Below are 19,560 nucleotides of genomic sequence, written 5' to 3'. Positions count from 1 at the left end.
TCGCCGCTCTGCTTTGGAGCCAGTATGAATTCGTTGCCGATTGATGATGTTTTACCTGCCCTGCGTGACGCCTTGGCGATTCGCCATGAAGCCGTGCTGGAAGCGCCGCCCGGCGCCGGTAAAACCACCCGCGTGCCCTTGGCCTTGTTGAACGAGCCCTGGCTGGCCGGGCAGACCATCCTGATGCTCGAACCCCGGCGCCTCGCCGCGCGGGCCGCTGCCGAACGCCTGGCCAGCGAGCTGGGTGAAAAGGTCGGTGAAACGGTCGGCTATCGCATCCGCCTCGACAGCAAGGTCGGACCCAGCACGCGCATCGAAGTGGTCACCGAAGGCATCCTCACTCGCCGCTTGCAGGACGACCCGGCGCTGGATGGCGTGGGCCTGCTGATCTTTGACGAATTTCACGAGCGCAGCCTCGATGCCGACCTGGCGCTGGCCCTGAGCCTCAACGGGCGCGACCTGTTTCGCGATGACCAGCCACTGAAAATCCTGTTGATGTCCGCCACCCTCGAAGGCGAGCGCCTGGCGGGTCTGCTGGACAATGCGCCGATCCTGCGCAGCGAAGGGCGCATGTTTGCGGTACAGATGCGCTGGGGGCGGCCATACCAGGCCGGGGAATTCATCGAGCCGCGGGTGGTGAACACGATTCTTGAAGCCCTGCATGACGAAACCGGCAGCGTGCTGGTGTTCCTGCCGGGGCAGGCGGAGATTCGCCGGGTCCATCAGCAACTGTCCGACGCCTTGGGTCATCAGCCCGATGTGCTGCTGTGTCCGCTGCACGGCGAGCTCGACCTCAATGCCCAGCGCGCCGCCATCGACCCCGCGCCGGCCGGCAAGCGCAAAGTGGTGCTGGCCACCAACATTGCCGAGACCAGCCTGACCATCAACGGCGTGCGCGTGGTGATCGATGCCGGGTTGGCGCGGGTGCCGCGTTTCGACCCGGGCAGCGGCATGACCCGCCTCGACACCCAGCGCATCTCCCGCGCCAGCGCCACCCAGCGCGCCGGTCGGGCAGGGCGGTTGGAGCCAGGCGTGTGTTATCGGTTGTGGTCCGAAGTCCAGCATGACGGGCTGGCCGCCTACGGCAGTGCGGAAATCCTCGCCGCCGACCTTGCCGGCCTGGCCTTGCAACTGGCGCGCTGGGGTGTCACCCCCGCGCAACTGGTATGGCTCGATGTGCCCCCGACCGCCGCCTACGCCCAGGCTCAGGATTTGCTGGTGCGCCTCGGCGCCTTGAATGACGACAAGCTCACCGCCCATGGCCAGCAGATGGCCGAATTGCCGGCCCATCCGCGTATCGCCCACTTGCTGTTGCGCGGGCAGGACCTGGGGCTCGCGGCGATGGCGTGTGATGTCGCGGCCTTGTTGGGCGAGCGCGATATCCTGCGCGGCGGCGGTGCCGACTTGCACAGTCGCCTGGCGCTGGTGTCCGGCGAGGAGCGTGCGCGCGGCACCCAGGGCGGAGTGCAGCGGGCCAGGCAGTTGGCGCGCCAGTATCGCGGCTATCTGCGAGGCAAGGCCACCCAACCGGTGGCCGATCCCGACCATCCACGCTGGCTCGGCGCCCTGCTGGCACTGGCCTATCCGGACCGCATCGCCCAGCAGCGTCGCCCTGGTGGCGCCGAATACCGGCTGGCCAATGGGCGCGCCGCATTGTTTGCCGAAGCCGACAGTTTGATGAAACAAGCCTGGCTGGTGATCGCCGACCTGGGCAGCCGTCAGGGCCAGCGCGAAGAACGCATCTACCTGGCGGCGGATTTCGACCCGGCGCTGTTCGACACGGTGCTGGCCGAACAAGTGCGCAATGTCGACCAACTCGACTGGGACGAGCGCGAAGGCGTATTGCGTGCCGAACGCCAGCGCAAGGTCGGTGAGCTGGTGCTCAGCCGTGAACCGCTGACCGGACTTGACGAGGCCGCGCGCAGTCAGGCGCTGGTCAACCTAGTGCGACGCAAAGGCCTGGAGCTGTTGCCCTGGACCCCGGAACTGCGCCAATGGCAGGCGCGCGTGCTGCTGCTGCGCCAGCTGGATGCCGGCAACACCAGCGAATGGCCCGACGTCAGCGACAGCGCTTTGCTGGCCGGCCTGGAGCACTGGCTGATGCCCTACCTGGGCAAAGTCTCGCGCCTGAGCCATTTCGCCAACCTGGATATTTCCAGCTACCTGCACAACCTGCTGCCCTGGCCGCTGCCCCAACGCCTGGAAGAACTGGCGCCCCAGCATGTGAAAGTGCCGTCGGGCTCGTCGGTGCGCCTTGACTACAGCGAACAGCCGCCGATCCTGGCGGTGCGCCTGCAGGAGCTGTTCGGGCTGGCGGATACACCACGCATTGCCGGCGGGCGCCAAGTGGTCAAGCTGCACCTGCTGTCGCCGGCGCGGCGGCCGGTGCAGGTCACGCAGGACCTGGCCAACTTCTGGCGCAGTACCTATGCCGAGGTGAAGAAGGATTTGAAGGGACGTTACCCCAAGCATTACTGGCCGGATGACCCCCTGGTGGCCGAAGCGACCGCCAGGATCAAACCCCGAAAGTAGCCACAATGGAAATCCCCTGTGGGAGGGGGCTTGCCCCCGATAGCGGTGTACCAGTAACAGCTGTACCGGCTGACACACTGCCATCGGGGGCAAGCCCCCTCCCACATTTTATTGCGCGCGGGCAGCCAAGCATTACTGGCCGGATGCGACCGCCAGGATCAAACCCCGAAAGTAGCCACAATGGACATCCCCTGTGGGAGGGGGCTTGCCCCCGATAGCGGTGTACCAGTAACAGCTGTACTGACTGACACACTGCCATCGGGGGCAAGCCCCCTCCCACATTTTATTGCGCGCGGGCAGCCAAGCATTACTGGCCGGATGCGACCGCCAGGATCAAACCCCGAAAGTAGCCACAATGGACATCCCCTGTGGGAGGGGGCTTGCCCCCGATAGCGGTGTATCAGTAACAGCTGTACCGGCTGACACACTGCCATCGGGGGCAAGCCCCCTCCCACATTTTATTACGCGGTGGGCAGCCAAGCATTACTGGCCGGATGCGACCGCCAGGATCAAACCCCGAAAGTAGCCACAATGGAAATCCCCTGTGGGAGGGGGCTTGCCCCCGATAGCGGTGTTTCAGTAACAGCTGTACTGACTGACACACTGCTATCGGGGGCAAGCCCCCTCCCACATTTTATTGCGCGCGGGCAGCCAAGCATTACTGGCCGGATGCGACCGCCAGGATCAAACCCCGAAAGTAGCCACAATGGAAATCCCCTGTGGGAGGGGGCTTGCCCCCGATAGCGGTGTATCAGTAACAGCTGTACTGACTGACACACTGCCATCGGGAGCAAGCCCCACATTTTATTGCGCGGCGGGCAGCAGGAAGCGGGCGATGACCGGTAAATGGTTGGATATGCGCAAAGTATCTTCCTGCCTGACCTTGGCCTCGACCCGCTTGATCCGCGCGCTGTAGAACAGGTAGTCCAGCGTCCGATCCGGCCCCTCAAGGCTTGGGTCATTGGGGAAGTGCGTCAGCCATTGCTTGCGGTCGATGCCGCTGGATTCACTGTTGCTCGGGATCATCGGGTATTTGTCCCACAACAGGTGCAACTCACTGTCCGGCGAATACTGGCCGCGTTTTTGCGCATCCAGGCGCAGGAATTGGCCCAGCGGCAGCAGATTGAAATCCCCGCCGATCAACCAGGGCGTGCCACGGCCTTCGAGTTTATCCAGTAACTTCACGGTGGCCTCCACTTGTTCCTGCACCGCACTGCGCCCAGGCATGCCGCCGTCCAGGCGCGTGTTGAGCACCGCCAGTTGCCCACCGTCGCTCAGGGGCAGGTACGTCAGCAACAAAGCGGGCTTGGGCTGGAACTGGCGGCTGATGAAATTGGCATCCGCCGTGGGCAATTGCAGGCGCTCGGCGTGTTCGATCTGGTAGCGGCTGAGGGTGGCCAGCTTGCGCCCGACGCTGCCGAAGATGGGCAGGCTGGGCACAAAGTCGGCTTTCCAGTCGAATGCCTGGGTGCTGCACGGGTAGAGGTCGACCAGCCGCTCCTGCAACAGCGCGAGTTGATCCTGGTAGTGGGAGGGCTTGGCGCCTTCGTCGATTTCCTGCAACAGCAGGATGTCGGGCTGTTCGTCGCGGATCACCCGCGCCACTTCGTCAAGGCTGAAGGCCATGTCCTCAACCGTGGGCCGTTCGTCCGGGCCGCTGCCGTCGGGGGTGTCGTACCAGAACACGTAGTTCTTACCGGCCAGGTACTGCACGTTCCAGGTCATCACCTTGAGCGCCTGCCCCGGCAGCAGGGTCGGCGCACGCGGCGCCACGCAACTGACCGGCAGGGTCTCCTTGTCGGCCGGGCGCCAGGTCAGGCTGTAGATCAGTGCCGCCAACAGGCCTGCAATCAGAAGCAGGCTCAACAGGGTGATGCGCAATAAACGGGTCATCGGCTCGGCTTATGTGCGTTCCAGAAGTGGCAGGGAGCATATCACCGCGCGTCGGCGTCGCCACCGATCAACATGAATAAACGGAACAGCACCACACTGGTAAACAGTTGCAGGAAACTGTGGGCGCTGTCCATCAGCAGCCCCAGCAGCGGCGCGGGTTCGGGATACGCCGCCACGCTGGCGCCCTTGAGCAGCCACAGCGGCGTCATTACGCACAGCAGGCACACCAGGATGCGCCAGAAATGCCCACGGGTCAGGCGCAGGCTTTCCTTCATCGCTTCGAGCGCCGACATGCCGCGCAATACCAGCAAGTACTCGGCAAACGCCAGCACCACCATCAGCCACAGGCCCGGCAGGAAGTACAGCGACAGCCCGAGCAGAATCAGCAGTGTGCTCATCGCGGTCAACAGGGCGAAGCGCGGCCACATGGCCAGGGCCAGGGCCCACACATCCCGGGTACGTGGCGATTCACCGCGGGTGCGGGCGTCGAGGAACAGGATCAGAGCGCCGGTGTACAACGGATACACCAGTAACCCCACCACCACGCTGTAACCGCTAAAGGCCTCCGGGCCCAGCATGTGGTCGAGCACCTGTTGCAACAGGGCTTCGAGGATCACCAGCGGCAGGCACAGCTGGACGATGGCGCCCAGGTTGCGCAGGGTAAAGCGCAAGGAGTCGCGCAGCACGTCTAACGGATTCATCAGAGTCATCACAGGCCGAAAAGCAGGGACACACTTTAACCGATAGCCGGCCTGGGCAAGCAAACGTAAACCTTGAGTAAAGACCATTGAAACAATTGGTAACAGCCCCATAACTAGGACGTACCTTGCCTGATGTCAGGCGGGACCCTGATTTTTACCGGCAATCTAACGAGGTCGCCATGAACAGCGAAGAACAAACCCTGATCGATGGACTGTTTTCACGGTTGCAGCAAGCCGAGACGGACTCAGCCCCCCGCGACGCCCAGGCCGAAGCGCGGATCAAGGAACACATGACTCGCCAACCGGCCGCCGGCTACTACATGACCCAGTCGCTCCTGGTGCAGGAACACGCGCTGCAAAGCCTGGATGCGCAGAACAAGCAGCAGGCCCAGCAGATCCAGCAATTGCAGGAAGAATTGCAGCGCGCCAAATCCGCGCAACCGGCCCCGGCCAGCGGCGGTGGTGGTGGCTTCCTGTCGAGCATCTTTGGCGGCGGTTCGCGCGAGGCGCAGCCTGCGCCGGGTAATTCGGGCGGCGGCTGGCGTGAACCGGCGCGGCCATCGTTCAACGCGCCGGCGCCGCAGCAGAATTATCAACAGCCGCCACAACCGGCCGCCGTCGCACCAGCCGGCAGCGGATTCCTCGGTGGGGCCATGAAGACCGCGGCCGGCGTGGCCGGTGGTGTATTGCTCGCCGAGGGCATCAGCAGCCTGTTTCATCACAACCAGCAGCCGCAGGTGGTGGAAGAGATCATCGAACAACCGGCGCCGGCCAGTGATCAAGGTGGCTGGGGCAACGATGACCAGAAGTTCGCCGGGAATGACAGCTGGGGCAGCAACAACGCGGACAGCGTCGCCGACAGCGATTATGTCGACGATTCCTCCGCCTTTGGCGACGACGATTCCTTCGTCTGACTCACCAGGGCCGGGGCGCCAAGGCGCCCCGGTCTGATTTTTCCCGGAAACCTCCCCATGGCTGGCATACTGGCAACCTTTCCGGGCGCTGGCGCCTGACGGTCAGTGAGGAAGTGCGGTGAAGAAAATTGCAGTGTTCGCCGATGTGCAAAACCTCTATTACACCGTTCGCCAGGCCTACGGCTGCCACTTCAACTACGCGGCGCTGTGGGCTGATATCAGCGCCCATGGGCAGATCGTCGAGGCGTACGCCTACGCCATCGACCGTGGCGACAGCAAACAGCAGCAGTTCCAGCAGATCCTGCGCAACTTGGGCTTTACGGTAAAACTCAAGCCTTACATCCAGCGCAGCGACGGTTCGGCCAAGGGCGACTGGGACGTGGGCATCACCCTCGACATCATGGACGCCGCCGACCATGTCGACGAAGTGGTGCTGGCTTCCGGCGACGGGGATTTCGACATGCTGCTCGAGCGCATCATTCACAAGCATGGCGTGCAAGCGGTGGCCTACGGCGTGCCCGGGCTGACGGCCAACTCGCTGATACGCGCCGCCAGCCGCTACGTACCGATCGAAGGCGCGTTGCTGCTCAAATAAGCGCGGCGGCTCAATACATTGTTGAACGGAGTTGGAGCAGGTTTGGAACGTATAGCGGTCATCGACTTTGAAACCACCGGCATCACCCCAAGCAGCCACTGCCGGGCCACGGAAATTGGTGTGGTCATCCTTGAGCGCGGGCACATTGTCGACCGCTACCAGAGCCTGATGAATGCCGGCGTGCGCGTGCCCGGTTTCATCGAACAACTCACCGGCATCAGCAACGCCATGCTGCGCAACGCGCCACCGGCCGAGCGGGTGATGAACGAGGTCAATGAGTTCGTCGGCACTACGCCGCTGATGGCGCACAACGCCGCGTTCGACCAGAAGTTCTGGGACTTTGAACTGGGCCTGATCCGCCGCACCCGCCTGCAGAAATTCGCCTGCTCCCTGCTGCTGGCCCGCCGCCTCATGCCGGCGGCGCCCAATCACAAGCTCGGCACCCTCAACAGCTACGCGCAACTGCCCCACACCGGCCAGGCCCACCGGGCGCTGGCGGATGCTGAGATGGCCGCCAACCTGACGGCGCACCTGGCGCGGGAACTGCGCCAGACCCACGGCCTGCGCGAACTGTCCCACGATTTGCTTTGCACCTTGCAGAAAGTGCCTGCCGCGAAGATCAATGAGCACCTGAAGAAACATCGCGGGTTCTGAGCCTGGGCGCGGTTTCAAGACCACTGAATTTCCAAATGTGGGAGGGGGCTTGCCCCCGATAGCGGTGGGTCAGCTACAGATAAGCTGGCTGGTACACCGCAATCGGGGGCAAGCCCCCTCCCACATTGGGTGATGCGTCGCCTATCGAGGTTGCGCACACTCCAACGCCTGATCCACCACCCCCTTCGCCATCTCCACCAAATGCATCACCGCCCGCTGCGGCGCCTTCATGACTTCACCCGACGCATGCGCGGTCTCCACCGCGCAATGCAGCAAATCCGCCGCATGGGCCAGGGCGTCTTCGAAGCTCAGGTTGTCATTCAGGATAAAAATGGGCGCATCCGGGGCGGATGCCTTGAGGTAGTAATCGATGGCACGACGGTGGAGCAGAGCGTCTTCGCTGAGGAAGTCGGGTTTGGACTTGGGTGGGTCGGGGGTGACTTTGACCATGGTGAAACTCCTTGCTGGAAGAAGTCGACACCGTTCGCTTGCACGCGAATTAGGGTGGCAACTGTGCGTAGGTGTGCAAGACCGGGGCAAGGATCCAAACCCAGCAGGCCCGAAGGCCTCCCACGCACAGCCGCCATAACAGGCATATCGGCTGTAGGTTTATTTATGATCTTGCTTGCCGTCGGACTTGCACGTCCGGTCACCGAACATTCGATGACAGGGCGAGACTAGCCACCGAATCCGACGGAAACAAGGCCGTGGGATTCTCTCGGAAACGTCCCGCAAATGAAAGAGATTGGTCTTGCGATGAAGCTAATGACGCCATCGGGGGCAAGCCCCCTCCCACATTTTGACTGGGTTCACAAATCAAAGTGTGGGAGGGGGCTTGCCCCCGATGGCGGCGGGTCAGCCACCACTTTTCCCATTGGCTTCCAACTGCCCCAACGGCACCCGCCGCTCTATAGCGCTGGACAAAATAATCGACGTCTTGCTGAACCCGAACTTCGCCACCCGATTAATCAGGTCTTCCAGCTCCGGCATGGTGCCCACTGCTGCTTGCATGATCACGCACGGATCACCGGTGACCCGGTGGCATTCGGTCAGTTCGGGAATTTGCGCCAGGGCGTCGTAGACTTTCTGGCTGCCGTGATTGGTCAGCCGCAATTCAATCACGCATTGAATCGGCAGGCCGACTTTGGACAAGTCGACCTTGGCCTGGTAACCGGTAATCACCCCGCTGGCCTCCAGCTTGGCCACGCGCTCGGCCACGGCGGGGGCGGAGAGGTTCACCGTGCGGGCCAGTTGGGCGTAGGAAGCGCGGCCGTCTTTGAGCAGGGCACTGAGGAGCATGCGGTCGTATTTGTCCATGATAAGGCTCCGGTTGCGCGTGGCTTTCGAAAGCACGGGTTATAGCCTTCATAACCATGCTTTGAAAAGTGTATGGGCGCTTTAAACAGGTTTTGTAACTTATGTTTATGCGCCTTCGTTTCTAGAATAAGCCTCCCAACTCCTGCCATAGAGCCGCCTCATGCCTGGCCCACGTCGTTTTCCCTTACCGTTGATCGCCGCCTTTTTTGCGTTGTATGTGATCTGGGGTTCCACTTACCTGGTGATTCGCATCGGCGTGGAGTATTGGCCACCGCTGCTGCTGGCGGGGATTCGGTTTTGCACCGCGGGCGCGTTGATGTACGGCTACCTGCGGTGGCGCGGGGTGCCTGCGCCGACGTGGCCGCAGTGGAAGGCGGCCGGGATGATCGGCATCTTGTTGCTCACCGTCGGCAATGGCGGCGTCAGCGTGGCGGAACATATGGGCGTGTCGTCCGGTGTAGCCGCATTGGCGGTGGCGACCGTGCCGTTGTTCACCCTGCTGTGTGGTTTTTTCTGGGGCGCGCGTAATACGCGGCTGGAATGGGCCGGGGTGATTCTGGGGATCATCGGTATTGCGATGCTCAACATGGGCAGCACCCTGCAATCGAGCCCACTGGGGGCGGTGTTGCTGTTGATGGCGGCGGCTTCCTGGGCCTTCGGCTCGGTGTGGAGTCGCCACTTGCCGCTGCCCCAGGGCGCCATGGCCAGTGCCGCGGAAATGCTGGTGGCCGGCGTGGCGCTGCTGATCGTCAGCACACTGTCCGGCGAGCACCTGCAGGCCATGCCGCCGTTGGAAGGCTGGCTGGCCCTGGCCTACTTGACGGTGTTTGGTTCGATCATCGCCTTCAACGCCTACATGTACCTGCTCAAGCACGTGCGCCCGGCGGCGGCGACCAGCTATGCCTATGTGAACCCGGCGGTGGCGGTGTTGCTGGGGATTGTGTTCGTCGGCGAGAGCATCGGTGTGGAAGAGGCCCTGGCGATGCTGGTGATCATCAGCGCCGTGCTGTTGATCAGCCTGCCCCAGTGGCGCAAGCCCAAGCCGGAAATAAGGTAAACTGCCGCGCATTACGCCCATGCGCTGAATTTTTCCTACGGTAAACACATGACTTTCGCCACCCTTGGCCTGATCGAACCCTTGCTGCGCGCCCTTGAGACGCTTGGCTACCAGACCCCGACGCCGGTGCAGGCGCAAGCCATTCCGGCGGTGCTGGCCGGTCGCGACCTGATGGCCGCCGCCCAGACCGGCACCGGCAAGACCGCCGGCTTTGCCTTGCCGCTGCTGCAACTGCTGACGATGGAAGGGCCGAAAGTCGCCGCCAACTCGGCGCGTGCGCTGATCCTGTGCCCCACCCGTGAACTGGCCGAGCAGGTTCACGCCAGCGTCGCCGAATACGCCCAGCACCTGCCGCTGACCACGTATGCGGTGTACGGCGGCGTGAGCATCAACCCGCAGATGATGAAGCTGCGCAAGGGTGTCGACATCCTGGTCGCCACCCCTGGCCGCCTGATCGACCTGTTCCGCCAGAACGCGCTGAAACTCAATCAGCTGCAAACCCTGGTGCTGGATGAAGCCGACCGCATGCTCGACCTGGGCTTCTCCGAAGAACTGGCGAACATCTACCGCATGCTGCCGAAGAAACGCCAGACCCTGCTGTTCTCCGCCACGTTCTCCGATGACATCCGCCTGCTCGCCGGGCAGATGCTCAATGACCCGCTGAGTATCGAAGTCAGCCCGCGCAACGTCGCCGCCAACACCGTGCAGCAGTGGGTGGTGCCGGTGGATAAAAAGCGCAAGCCGGAACTGTTCGTGCACCTGATGCGCAAGGGCCGCTGGAAGCAGGTGCTGGTATTCGCCAAGACGCGTAACGGCGTGGACGCGCTGGTGGACAAGTTGCAGGGCCTGGGCGTCAATGCCGACGGCATCCATGGCGACAAACCCCAGGCGACCCGCCAACGCGCACTGGACCGCTTCAAGGCCAGCGAAGTGCAGATCCTGGTGGCCACCGACGTGGCGGCCCGTGGCCTGGATATCGAAGACCTGCCGCTGGTGGTCAACTTCGACCTGCCGATCGTCGCCGAAGACTACATCCACCGTATCGGCCGTACCGGCCGTGCGGGCAACACCGGCGAGGCGATTTCGCTGGTGTGTGCCGATGAAGTGAACATGCTCTCGGCGATCGAGATGCTTACGCGCCAGACCCTCACCCGCAAGATGGAGCCGGATTTCGTACCCGAGCACCGCGTGCCGGATACCGATGCCAGTGGGCAGGTGGTGAAGAAGCCGAAAAAGCCGAAGAAGCCCAAGACATCGGGCGGCGGCGGTAAGCGCAATTTGGGTAAGTGGGTGGACAGTGGTGACGCGGCGCTGGTGGAGCCGTCGATCAAGCCTGTGCGCAAGGTGCCGGTGTTTAATACAGGGCCGCGTAAGAAGAAGTGATTTTGCGGTGGGGCTGATGGCCTCATCGGGGGCAAGCCCCCTCCCACACTTGACTGTATTCACAAATCAAAATGTGGGAGGGGGCTTGCCCCCGATGGCGGCCTTGAATCCACCCCACCTCTCAGCGCTTAAGCCACTCCACCATCCCCAGCCCAGCCGCCCTGCCACTGGCAAAACACCCCGTCAGCAGATACCCCCCGGTCGGCGCCTCCCAATCCAGCATTTCCCCGGCACAAAACACCCCAGGCAATTGCTTGAGCATCAGCCGCCCATCCAGCGCTTCAAACGGCACACCCCCTGCGGTGCTGATGGCTTCGTCGATGGGCCGCGTCTTGACCAATGTCAGCGGCAACGCCTTGATCTCTACCGCCAACTGCGCCGGATCATTGAAATGTTCAGCCGGCGCCAGCTCACGCAACAGCGCCGCCTTGACCCCATCCAACCCCAACTGACTGTGCAAATGCTTGCTCATCGACCGCGACCCACGCGGCTTGGCCAGCGCAGCCTGCACCTTGTCCAGCGGCTTGCTCGGCAGCAGATCGATATGCACGGTGGCGACGCCATCACGGTTGATCGCCTCGCGAATCGGCGCCGATAAGGCGTAAATCAAACTGCCTTCGATGCCGGTAGCGGTGATCACGCATTCGCCCAGCCGAGGCTTGTCATCTCCAAGCCCAATGGCGACGTTTTTCAACGGCGCTCCTGCGAATTTGCTGACCATCAACTCGCTCCAGGCCGACACTTCGAACCCGCAGTTGCTCGGTTGCAGGCGCACGTAAGGCACGCCTTGGCCTTCCAGCAGACTCAGCCAGGCCCCATCGGAGCCCAGGCGGGACCAACTGCCGCCGCCCAGGGCCAGCAGCACCGCATCGCTGTGGACAACTTTTTCGCCTTCGGGGCTGTGGATAAGCACCTCACCCTCGGCATTCCAGCCCACCCAGCGATGTCGGGTGTGGATAACCACGCCTTGTTCGCGCAGGCGCTTGAGCCAGGCACGCAGCAGCGGCGCGGCTTTCATGTCCGTAGGAAATACGCGGCCTGAGGTGCCGACAAAGGTTTGAATGCCCAGGCCGTGAATCCACTCGCATAACGCCTCGGCCCCGAAGCTGCGCAGCAACGGCGCCATGTGCGGCGCGCGTTCGGCATAGCGCGCAAGGAACGCCGGGTAGGCTTCGGAGTGGGTGATGTTCATGCCGCCCACGCCGGCCAGCAGGAACTTGCGCCCCACCGAAGGCATGCCGTCGTACAGCGCCACCCGCACGCCCGCCTGGCTCAAGACTTCGGCGGCCATCAGCCCGGCAGGGCCGCCGCCGATAATGGAGACAGAGGGGGGAGAAGACTGAGGCATGGGCAAGGCTACGGTGGTGTGAATAGGCCGAGCATTCTACCCGACGACGGCACGGCTGCCTGATCAAAAAATGTACAGTTTCCTACACGCCATACAGTTACTTGCTTGCAGACCGTTACGCTCAAGTTATCCACAGGTGGTTCCACAGGCATTGTGGGTAACGCACACACTTCAATGACAACCTGATGACGTCCACACCCGCTGCGCACTGTGATGCAGGATGCCGTGGCGGCGCGCCAGGGCAGGGCGGTCCTTGCTATAGCCGCCACCGATCACGCCCATGACCGGAATATCGCGGCCCAGGCAGTGACGCATCACGCTTTCATCGCGCGCGGCAACGCCGGCATCTGTCAGCTTGAGGTAACCGAGGGCGTCGTCCTTGTGTACATCCACGCCCGCGTCGTACAGCACCAGATCCGGCTGGTAGAGCGGCAGCAGGTAATTGAGCGCGTCATCGACTACCTTGAGGTAGTCGATATCGCCCATGCCCATCGGCAGCGGAATGTCCCAGTCGCTCTGGGCCTTGCGCGCCGGAAAGTTCTTTTCACAGTGCAGCGATACGGTGATGGCATCCGGCGTGTCATGCAGGATGCGCGCGGTGCCGTCGCCCTGGTGTACATCGCAATCAAAGATCAGCACCCGATTGACCCGGCCGCTGGCCAGCAGGTAATGGCTGATCACCGCCAGGTCATTGAAGATGCAAAAGCCCGCCGGGTAATCGTAATGGGCGTGATGGGTGCCGCCGGCAAGGTGGCAGGCCAGACCGTGTTCCAGCGCCTGCTCCGCCGCCAGGATCGAGCCGCCCACCGCGCGTACGGTGCGGCGCGCCAGGGCCTCGCTCCACGGCAGGCCGAGGCGCCGTTGGTCCTCGCGAGACAACTCGCCGCTCATATAGCGTTCGATATACCCGCGGTCATGGGCCAGGCCCAGAATCTCCCCCGGGCACAGTTGCGGGCGCAGCAACTGGCTGTCCTCGGTCAGGCCGCTGTCCACCAAGTGGTCGCGCAACAGGCGAAATTTGTCCATGGGGAACCGGTGGTCCGCCGGGAATTCGGGGCTGTAGTCATCGTGGTAGATCAATGGCAAAGGCATGGGATTTTCTGACGGGAATCTGCGTCGGATCTTACCAGCGCTGTACACTCACGCACATGGCAAGGGAGGGGGGAACCATGGAGCCGATACTGGAATTGGAAAGTGCACGCCTGGTCATGCGCCCATGGCGTGACAGCGACCTGCAGGCCTTCGCGCAGATGTGCAACGACCCGCAGGTGATGCGCTATTTCCCGGCCAGGTTGAGCCACCTGGAAAGCGCCGCACTGATTGGGCGGATTCGCGGCCATTTTGCCGAATATGGTTTTGGCTTCTGGGCTTTGCAGCGCAAGGACACCGGCGAATTCATCGGCCTGACCGGGCTGCAGAACGTCAGTTTTGAAGCGGGCTTCACCCCGGCGGTGGAAATTGGCTGGCGCCTGGCCCGCGAACATTGGGGCCTGGGTTACGCCAGCGAGGCGGCATGGACCGCATTGCGTTGTGGTTTTGATCGCTTGAGCCTGGATGAAATCGTCGCCTTCACCACCGAAGCCAATTTGCCTTCACAAAAAGTCATGCAGGCCATCGGTATGCATTACGATCCGCAGGCAGATTTTCAACACCCCAAAGTCGCAGCCGGTGACCCGCTGCGCCCACATGTTTTGTACCGCATCACCCGCGCCCAATGGTTGGACACGCTGCACGGGTAGGCGCGAGCTTGCTCGCGAAGAACGCAAGTGCGCCGTGGAGTATCAGGAACCCCGCGTCACCATTGACGACCTTCGCGAGCAAGCTCGCTCCTACAGGTGAAGGTAGATGCTGTTTTGCTCTGAGGAGAGTGTGAATGAGCCAAGTATTGGAAGATCTGGTGGACTTGCTGACCCTGGAGCCGATCGAGGAAAACCTCTTTCGCGGCCGCAGCCAGGACCTGGGTTTTCGCCAACTGTTCGGTGGCCAGGTGCTCGGCCAGTCGCTGTCGGCGGCCAGCCAGACGGTAGAAGAAGCGCGTCACGTCCATTCCCTGCACGGGTATTTCCTGCGCCCGGGAGACGCGGCATTGCCGGTGGTGTATTCGGTGGACCGCGTGCGCGATGGCGGCAGTTTCAGTACGCGCCGCGTCACCGCGATTCAGAAGGGCCACCCGATTTTCACCTGCACGACCTCGTTCCAGTACGACGAAGAAGGCTTCGAGCACCAGACCACCATGCCCGTGGTGGTCGGCCCGGAGAACCTGCCCTCGGAGCTTGAACTGACTCAGCAGCGCGCGCACCTGATCCCCGAGCATATGCGCGACAAGCTGCTGTGCCCCAAGCCTATCGAAGTGCGCCCGGTCACCGAAAAAGACCCGTTCAACCCGCAGCCGTCCGACCCGGTCAAGTACGTGTGGTTTCGCGCCGACGGCGCCCTGGCCGATGCGCCGGCATTGCATAAATACCTGCTGGCCTACGCTTCGGACTTCGGCCTGTTGACCACCTCGCTGCTGCCCCACGGCAAAACCGTGTGGCAGAAAGACATGCAGGTCGCCAGCCTCGACCACGCGCTGTGGTTTCACGCCGACCTGCGCGCCGATGACTGGTTGCTGTACGCCATGGACAGCCCCTGGGCCGGCAATTCCCGTGGGTTTTCCCGCGGCAGCGTGTACAACCGCGCCGGGCAACTGGTGGCCTCGGTGACCCAGGAAGGCTTGATTCGCCATCGCAAGGACTGGGCATGAGCCTGGCCGACGTCCGGCATTGGGTGTTCGACATGGATGGCACCCTCACGGTGGCGGTGCATGATTTCGCGGCCATCCGGGTGGCCCTGGAGATTCCCGCCGAAGACGATATCCTCACCCACCTTGCCGCGCTGCCGACGGATATCGCGGCGGCCAAGCATGCGTGGCTGCTGGAGCACGAGCGCGAGCTGGCACTGGGCTCGGTGGCGGCACAAGGTGCGGTTGAACTGGTGCGCGAGCTGGCCGCACGCGGTTATCGCCTTGGGATTCTGACGCGCAATGCCCAGGAGCTGGCGCATATCACCCTGGAGGCGATCGGCCTGGCGGACTGCTTTGCCATTGAGGATGTGCTGGGGCGTGAGGACGCGCCGCCCAAGCCTGACCCGGGTGGCTTGTTGAAACTGGCGGAGGCTTGGAATGTGGCACCCAGCGAGATGGTGATGGTGGGGGATTATCGTTTTGACCTGGACTGTGGCCGGGCAGCGGGCACCAGGACCGTGTTGGTGAACCTGCCGGAAAACCCGTGGCCTGAGTTGGCGGATTGGCATGCCGAGGACTGTTCGGTATTGCGCCGAATGATCCAACCCAGGCAATAGAGATCAACTGTGGGAGGAGGCTTGCCCCCGATAGCGGTCTGTCAGCTAAGCATGTGCTGGCTGACCCACCGCCATCGGGGGCAAGCCCCCTCCCACATGTTTGATCCGGTTTCTTCAGTTATTGTGGGAACAACACTTTCTGTCCCTGCGGCGAAGTAAACATTCTTTCTCCGTCGGTATTGCGCCAGATGATCCAGCCCAGGCAATAGCGATCAACTGTGGGAGGGGGCTTGCCCCCGATAGCGGTCTGTCAGCTAAGCATGTGCTGGCTGACCCACCGCCATCGGGGGCAAGCCCCCTCCCACATGTTTGATCCGGTTTCTTCAGTTATTGTGGGAACAACACTTTCTGTCCCTGCGGCGAAGTAAACATTCTTTCTCCGTCGGTATTGCGCCAGATGATCCAGTCCAGGCAATAGCGATCGACTGTGGGAGGGGGCTTGCCCCCGATAGCGGTCTGTCAGCTAAGCATGTGCTGGCTGACCCACCGCCATCGGGGGCAAGCCCCCTCCCACATGTTTGATCCGGTTTCTTCAGTTATTGTGGGAACAACACTTTCTGTCCCTGCGGCGAAGTAAACATTCTTTCTCCGTCGGTATTGCGCCAGATGATCCAGTCCAGGCAATAGCGATCAACTGTGGGAGGGGGCTTGCCCCCGATAGCGGTCTGTCAGCTAAGCATGTGCTGGCTGACCCACCGCCATCGGGGGCAAGCCCCCTCCCACATGTTTGATCCGGTTTCTTCAGTTATTGTGGGAACAACACTTTCTGTCCCTGCGGCGAAGTAAACATTCTTTCTCCGTCGGTATTGCGCCAGATGATCCAGCCCAGGCAATAGCGATCAACTGTGGGAGGGGGCTTGCCCCCGATAGCGGTCTGTCAGCTAAGCATGTGCTGGCTGACCCACCGCCATCGGGGGCAAGCCCCCTCCCACATGTTTGATCCGGTTTCTTCAGTTATTGTGGGAACAACACTTTCTGTCCCTGCGGCGAAGTAAACATTCTTTCTCCGTCGGTATTGCGCCAGATGATCCAGTCCAGGCAATAGCGATCGACTGTGGGAGGGGGCTTGCCCCCGATAGCGGTCTTTCAGCTAAGCATGTGCTGGCTGACCCACCGCCATCGGGGGCAAGCCCCCTCCCACATGTTTGATCCGGTTTCTTCAGTTATTGTGGGAACAACACTTTCTGTCCCTGCGGCGAAGTAAACATTCTTTCTCCGTCGGTATTGCGCCAGATGATCCAGTCCAGGCAATAGCGATCGACTGTGGGAGGGGGCTTGCCCCCGATAGCGGTCTTTCAGCTAAGCATGTGCTGGCTGACCCACCGCCATCGGGGGCAAGCCCCCTCCCACATGTTGATCCGGTTTCTTCAGTGATTATTGTGGAAACAACACCTTTTGCCCCTGCGGCGAGGTAAACATCTTGTCCCCGTCATGCCCAACCCCTGGCACTTCCACCAGCCTGTGACCCAGCTGCGGATGCCGCTGCCTGAGGTAGTCAACATAGTTGTGCCCGCGAATCAGCCGATACGCGCCCTGGGTTTCGGCTTCGCAGCTTTTATCCAGCGCAGGGTGGTTGGGGTCGGTGTCCTGCTCGCCCAGCAGGTAGGTGATGTCGCGCGACACGTAGGTTTGCTCCAGTTGCTGGGCACCCTGGTGGCCGACGTAATCCGGCAGCTTTTGCATGCCATATTTCCAGTCGTTGAAACCTGGGCAACTGGCTGCATCGAACGGCACCGGCCGCTGCGGGCTGAAGTAGGCGTAGGACGAGGGGTTGGCGACCACGTACCGCAGGCTGATGCCTTCGGTTTGCAGCAAGGGGTGATCGTGGCCGGTGAGGGCGAAGCGTTGTACCACTTGGCCACCACCTGAATGCCCGGCGATGACGATTTCTTTCAGCGCCGGGAACAGCGTGCGGTTGCCCAGGTGCTTGATGATCTGGTCGAGGGCGGCGTAGGAACTGATATGGCCGGGGCCTGTCGAGGGTTCGCCGGCCATCCAGTCGTTAGCCTTCCACTGCAATACCTGATCGCCCAAATGGTTACGCTTCACGTCCGCTTGATTGAGAAACTGCGGCGCGATCACCAGCGTATCGCCGCCCACCCCGGCATGGTTGGCGGCGTCGATGCCGCTTTGCAGGTAGGTCTGTGCATTGCGCAGGCGGCCATGCACGATGATCAGCGCACGCGTGACCTTGGGCAGCGGCTGGCGCCAATCCTGGCTCAAGCCGAGGCTGAGGTCGCCGGCCTCCAGATGAAAACGATCGGGGCTGACCACCTTGACGCCGTGTTCGGCCGCCAGGGTGCAACACGACACCAAAACACCCAGCAGCAAACCCAATCGTTTATTCATTTAGAGACTCTTGGCATTAAAGGTATCGCACTGGGATATCTGCCCTTGGGCGAAGCCGGTCTTGAACCAGCGCACGCGCTGGGCCGAGGTGCCGTGGGTAAACGAGTCCGGCACCACGCGTCCCTGGCCCTGTTGCTGCAGGCGGTCATCGCCGATGGCGTTGGCGGCGTTCAGGGCTTCTTCGATATCGCCGGGCTCCAGCCAGTTCAGGCGTTTTTGTGCGCGGTTGGCCCACACGCCGGCAAAGCAGTCGGCCTGCAGTTCCTGGCGTACCAGCAGGCCACCGTCGCCTTGCATGGGGCGACCTTGCTCGCGCGCAGCCTGGATCTTGGACGAGATACCGAGCAGCGTTTGCACGTGATGCCCGACTTCGTGGGCGATCACATACGCCTGGGCGAAATCGCCGGCGGCCTGGAAGCGTTGCGACATTTCCCGGAAGAAATCCAGGTCCAGGTACACCTGCTGATCCGCCGGGCAATAGAACGGGCCGCTGGCCGAGGTGGCGCCACCGCAGGCGGAGTTCACGCGGCCACGGAACAGGATCAGTTTCGGGTTCTTGTAGGCCAGGCCGTTTTCCTGGAATACCTGGCCCCAGGTGTCTTCGGTATCGCCCAGCACCGCGCGCACGAAGTCGGCCTGCTCATCGTTGGCCGGCGGCGCCTGGCGCGACTGTGGCTGTGTGCTGACCGACGGCGCCTGTTCCATCTGGCCGGTCAACTGGCCGAGGATCTGCATCGGGTCCTGGCCGGTGAGCCAGCCGATGCCGACGATCAGCACGATAGCGGTCAGGCTCAGGCCCTTGCCGCCACCGAAGCGCATACCACCGCCACCGCCGCCGCTGTCATCGCGGGCATCGACCACGTTGTCGCTGCGTCGGCCTTTTTTCCATAGCATGGGGCAATCCTCTTGTTAACGGTCCGGCAAAAATATGGAGTGAGTATGGTCGTAGTTAGCGGCAATAGCCTTCGCCGGCAGCCACAATCAGGCAGTCTTTTTTATCTGCCAGCCACTTCAGGCCCGTGGCGGCACCGTCCCCGGCGCGCAGCACCTGGGGGCCGTCGGGGCGAGTGAAGGCGATGCCTTCGTCGGTTGCCTGGCCCTTGAACGTGCCGGAAGCATCGGCATCCAGGCCATATTGCATGGTCAGGATGTAGTGGCCACGGCCGATGCTGTCATCCTTGGCGATGTTCAGGTTCAAGCCTTCGACGCCGATCCACTTGCCCACCCATTTATCGGTGGGCGGGGTCTCGGGCACCAGGGTTGCTTGCACGGAGGCGGGTGCAGGCTTTGGCGCTTCCTTGGGGGCCTTGTCACAGGCAGAGAGCAGGGCGAGGGCAGACAGCGCAAACAGGATTTTTTTCATATCGGCAGGGCCTTGATTAAAAAGTGTGCAACACCGGGGCGTGCGTGCAGCGTTGGACTCAAATCCGCTGATTTAGTGCGCTGTTCGCCCGGTGTTTGGTTATGCTCTTGGGGCA

General features: G+C 62.3%; 18 protein-coding genes. 9 read left to right on the top strand and 9 right to left on the bottom strand.

Annotation, left to right across the window (positions count from 1 at the left end):
* Positions 1 to 24 precede the first annotated feature (24 nt).
* Positions 25 to 2,532, top strand: coding sequence for an ATP-dependent helicase HrpB (gene hrpB / locus BOP93_RS23380; protein WP_104504806.1), 2,508 nt, complete (start codon positions 25 to 27; stop codon positions 2,530 to 2,532).
* 804 nt (positions 2,533 to 3,336) lie between these two features.
* Here hrpB and BOP93_RS23375 read toward each other — a convergent pair.
* Positions 3,337 to 4,425, bottom strand: a complete 1,089-nt coding sequence (locus BOP93_RS23375) for an endonuclease/exonuclease/phosphatase family protein (RefSeq protein WP_065886873.1) — start codon at positions 4,423 to 4,425, stop codon at positions 3,337 to 3,339.
* Between the two features lie 41 nt (positions 4,426 to 4,466).
* Positions 4,467 to 5,126, bottom strand: a complete 660-nt coding sequence (locus BOP93_RS23370) for a YciC family protein (RefSeq protein ID WP_104504805.1) — start codon at positions 5,124 to 5,126, stop codon at positions 4,467 to 4,469.
* 179 nt (positions 5,127 to 5,305) lie between these two features.
* Here BOP93_RS23370 and BOP93_RS23365 point away from each other — a divergent pair, with 179 nt between their 5' ends.
* From BOP93_RS23365 to BOP93_RS23355, 3 genes are all read left to right on the top strand, one after another.
* Positions 5,306 to 6,040 (top strand): DUF2076 domain-containing protein, encoded by a 735-nt coding sequence (locus BOP93_RS23365; protein WP_104504804.1) that lies wholly within the window; start codon positions 5,306 to 5,308, stop codon positions 6,038 to 6,040.
* Between the two features lie 118 nt (positions 6,041 to 6,158).
* Positions 6,159 to 6,635: an NYN domain-containing protein gene (locus BOP93_RS23360; RefSeq protein ID WP_057724933.1), complete on the top strand. Its 477-nt coding sequence runs from the start codon at positions 6,159 to 6,161 to the stop codon at positions 6,633 to 6,635.
* Between the two features lie 42 nt (positions 6,636 to 6,677).
* Entirely contained in the window at positions 6,678 to 7,289 is a 612-nt protein-coding gene (locus tag BOP93_RS23355) for a 3'-5' exonuclease (RefSeq protein WP_057724934.1), read from the top strand.
* Positions 7,290 to 7,430: 141 nt separating this feature from the next.
* Here BOP93_RS23355 and BOP93_RS23350 read toward each other — a convergent pair whose 3' ends face one another.
* Both BOP93_RS23350 and BOP93_RS23345 read right to left on the bottom strand, forming a co-directional pair.
* Positions 7,431 to 7,739 (bottom strand): DUF6124 family protein, encoded by a 309-nt coding sequence (locus BOP93_RS23350; RefSeq protein WP_104504803.1) that lies wholly within the window; start codon positions 7,737 to 7,739, stop codon positions 7,431 to 7,433.
* 405 nt (positions 7,740 to 8,144) lie between these two features.
* Positions 8,145 to 8,606 carry an Lrp/AsnC family transcriptional regulator gene (locus BOP93_RS23345; protein WP_104504802.1) on the bottom strand — a complete coding sequence of 154 codons (462 nt, stop codon included), beginning with the start codon at positions 8,604 to 8,606 and terminating at the stop codon, positions 8,145 to 8,147.
* 160 nt (positions 8,607 to 8,766) lie between these two features.
* Here BOP93_RS23345 and yedA point away from each other — a divergent pair, with 160 nt between their 5' ends.
* Together yedA and BOP93_RS23335 are read left to right on the top strand one after the other, a co-directional pair.
* A complete protein-coding gene (gene yedA, locus BOP93_RS23340) occupies positions 8,767 to 9,663 on the top strand; it encodes a drug/metabolite exporter YedA (protein WP_104504801.1) in 897 nt (298 codons plus the stop codon).
* Positions 9,664 to 9,711: 48 nt separating this feature from the next.
* Positions 9,712 to 11,046 (top strand): DEAD/DEAH box helicase, encoded by a 1,335-nt coding sequence (locus BOP93_RS23335; RefSeq protein WP_104504800.1) that lies wholly within the window; start codon positions 9,712 to 9,714, stop codon positions 11,044 to 11,046.
* A gap of 121 nt (positions 11,047 to 11,167) precedes the next feature.
* Here the strand turns inward: BOP93_RS23335 and BOP93_RS23330 are convergent, their stop codons facing one another.
* Both BOP93_RS23330 and BOP93_RS23325 read right to left on the bottom strand, forming a co-directional pair.
* Positions 11,168 to 12,394 (bottom strand): TIGR03862 family flavoprotein, encoded by a 1,227-nt coding sequence (locus BOP93_RS23330; protein WP_104504799.1) that lies wholly within the window; start codon positions 12,392 to 12,394, stop codon positions 11,168 to 11,170.
* Between the two features lie 171 nt (positions 12,395 to 12,565).
* Positions 12,566 to 13,486 (bottom strand): histone deacetylase family protein, encoded by a 921-nt coding sequence (locus BOP93_RS23325; RefSeq protein WP_104504798.1) that lies wholly within the window; start codon positions 13,484 to 13,486, stop codon positions 12,566 to 12,568.
* Between the two features lie 77 nt (positions 13,487 to 13,563).
* Between BOP93_RS23325 and BOP93_RS23320 the strand changes: the two genes are divergently transcribed.
* The 3 genes from BOP93_RS23320 (at position 13,564) to BOP93_RS23310 (ending at position 15,733) form a co-directional block, all read left to right on the top strand.
* Positions 13,564 to 14,133: a GNAT family N-acetyltransferase gene (locus BOP93_RS23320; protein ID WP_104504797.1), complete on the top strand. Its 570-nt coding sequence runs from the start codon at positions 13,564 to 13,566 to the stop codon at positions 14,131 to 14,133.
* Positions 14,134 to 14,267: 134 nt separating this feature from the next.
* A complete protein-coding gene (tesB, locus tag BOP93_RS23315) occupies positions 14,268 to 15,137 on the top strand; it encodes an acyl-CoA thioesterase II (protein ID WP_065895199.1) in 870 nt (289 codons plus the stop codon).
* The gene (locus tag BOP93_RS23310; RefSeq protein ID WP_104504796.1) at positions 15,134 to 15,733 is read left to right on the top strand and encodes an HAD family hydrolase; all 600 of its coding nucleotides are present in this window, start codon (positions 15,134 to 15,136) and stop codon (positions 15,731 to 15,733) included. Before tesB ends, BOP93_RS23310 begins: the two co-directional genes overlap by 4 nt.
* A 1,374-nt stretch (positions 15,734 to 17,107) precedes the next feature.
* Here the strand turns inward: BOP93_RS23310 and BOP93_RS23305 are convergent.
* Genes BOP93_RS23305 through BOP93_RS23295 form a run of 3 tightly spaced genes read right to left on the bottom strand, consistent with a single transcriptional unit; the run spans position 17,108 to position 19,445 of the window.
* Positions 17,108 to 18,082, bottom strand: a complete 975-nt coding sequence (locus BOP93_RS23305; protein ID WP_104504795.1) for an alpha/beta hydrolase — start codon at positions 18,080 to 18,082, stop codon at positions 17,108 to 17,110.
* Positions 18,083 to 18,976 (bottom strand): KPN_02809 family neutral zinc metallopeptidase, encoded by an 894-nt coding sequence (gene ypfJ / locus BOP93_RS23300; protein WP_104504794.1) that lies wholly within the window; start codon positions 18,974 to 18,976, stop codon positions 18,083 to 18,085.
* A gap of 55 nt (positions 18,977 to 19,031) precedes the next feature.
* Entirely contained in the window at positions 19,032 to 19,445 is a 414-nt protein-coding gene (locus BOP93_RS23295; RefSeq protein WP_065886890.1) for a lipoprotein, read from the bottom strand.
* Between the last annotated feature and the right edge of the window lie 115 nt (positions 19,446 to 19,560).

This window comes from Pseudomonas orientalis, from assembly GCF_002934065.1.
Taxonomy (GTDB): domain Bacteria; phylum Pseudomonadota; class Gammaproteobacteria; order Pseudomonadales; family Pseudomonadaceae; genus Aquipseudomonas; species Aquipseudomonas orientalis_A.
This window is presented reverse-complemented; position numbering and strand designations above follow the sequence as displayed.

What these genes read in the sequence shown, in the direction of transcription:
- BOP93_RS23310 (WP_104504796.1), top strand. Translation starts at nt 15,134, where the DNA reads ATGAGCCTGGCCGACGTCCGGCATTGGGTGTTCGACATGGATGGCACC.
- hrpB (WP_104504806.1), top strand. Translation starts at nt 25, where the DNA reads ATGAATTCGTTGCCGATTGATGATGTTTTACCTGCCCTGCGTGACGCC.
- BOP93_RS23325 (WP_104504798.1), bottom strand. Translation starts at nt 13,486, where the DNA reads ATGCCTTTGCCATTGATCTACCACGATGACTACAGCCCCGAATTCCCG.
- BOP93_RS23335 (WP_104504800.1), top strand. Translation starts at nt 9,712, where the DNA reads ATGACTTTCGCCACCCTTGGCCTGATCGAACCCTTGCTGCGCGCCCTT.
- BOP93_RS23295 (WP_065886890.1), bottom strand. Translation starts at nt 19,445, where the DNA reads ATGAAAAAAATCCTGTTTGCGCTGTCTGCCCTCGCCCTGCTCTCTGCC.
- yedA (WP_104504801.1), top strand. Translation starts at nt 8,767, where the DNA reads ATGCCTGGCCCACGTCGTTTTCCCTTACCGTTGATCGCCGCCTTTTTT.
- BOP93_RS23370 (WP_104504805.1), bottom strand. Translation starts at nt 5,126, where the DNA reads ATGAATCCGTTAGACGTGCTGCGCGACTCCTTGCGCTTTACCCTGCGC.
- BOP93_RS23365 (WP_104504804.1), top strand. Translation starts at nt 5,306, where the DNA reads ATGAACAGCGAAGAACAAACCCTGATCGATGGACTGTTTTCACGGTTG.
- BOP93_RS23330 (WP_104504799.1), bottom strand. Translation starts at nt 12,394, where the DNA reads ATGCCTCAGTCTTCTCCCCCCTCTGTCTCCATTATCGGCGGCGGCCCT.
- BOP93_RS23320 (WP_104504797.1), top strand. Translation starts at nt 13,564, where the DNA reads ATGGAGCCGATACTGGAATTGGAAAGTGCACGCCTGGTCATGCGCCCA.
- tesB (WP_065895199.1), top strand. Translation starts at nt 14,268, where the DNA reads ATGAGCCAAGTATTGGAAGATCTGGTGGACTTGCTGACCCTGGAGCCG.
- BOP93_RS23305 (WP_104504795.1), bottom strand. Translation starts at nt 18,082, where the DNA reads ATGAATAAACGATTGGGTTTGCTGCTGGGTGTTTTGGTGTCGTGTTGC.
- BOP93_RS23350 (WP_104504803.1), bottom strand. Translation starts at nt 7,739, where the DNA reads ATGGTCAAAGTCACCCCCGACCCACCCAAGTCCAAACCCGACTTCCTC.
- BOP93_RS23345 (WP_104504802.1), bottom strand. Translation starts at nt 8,606, where the DNA reads ATGGACAAATACGACCGCATGCTCCTCAGTGCCCTGCTCAAAGACGGC.
- ypfJ (WP_104504794.1), bottom strand. Translation starts at nt 18,976, where the DNA reads ATGCTATGGAAAAAAGGCCGACGCAGCGACAACGTGGTCGATGCCCGC.
- BOP93_RS23375 (WP_065886873.1), bottom strand. Translation starts at nt 4,425, where the DNA reads ATGACCCGTTTATTGCGCATCACCCTGTTGAGCCTGCTTCTGATTGCA.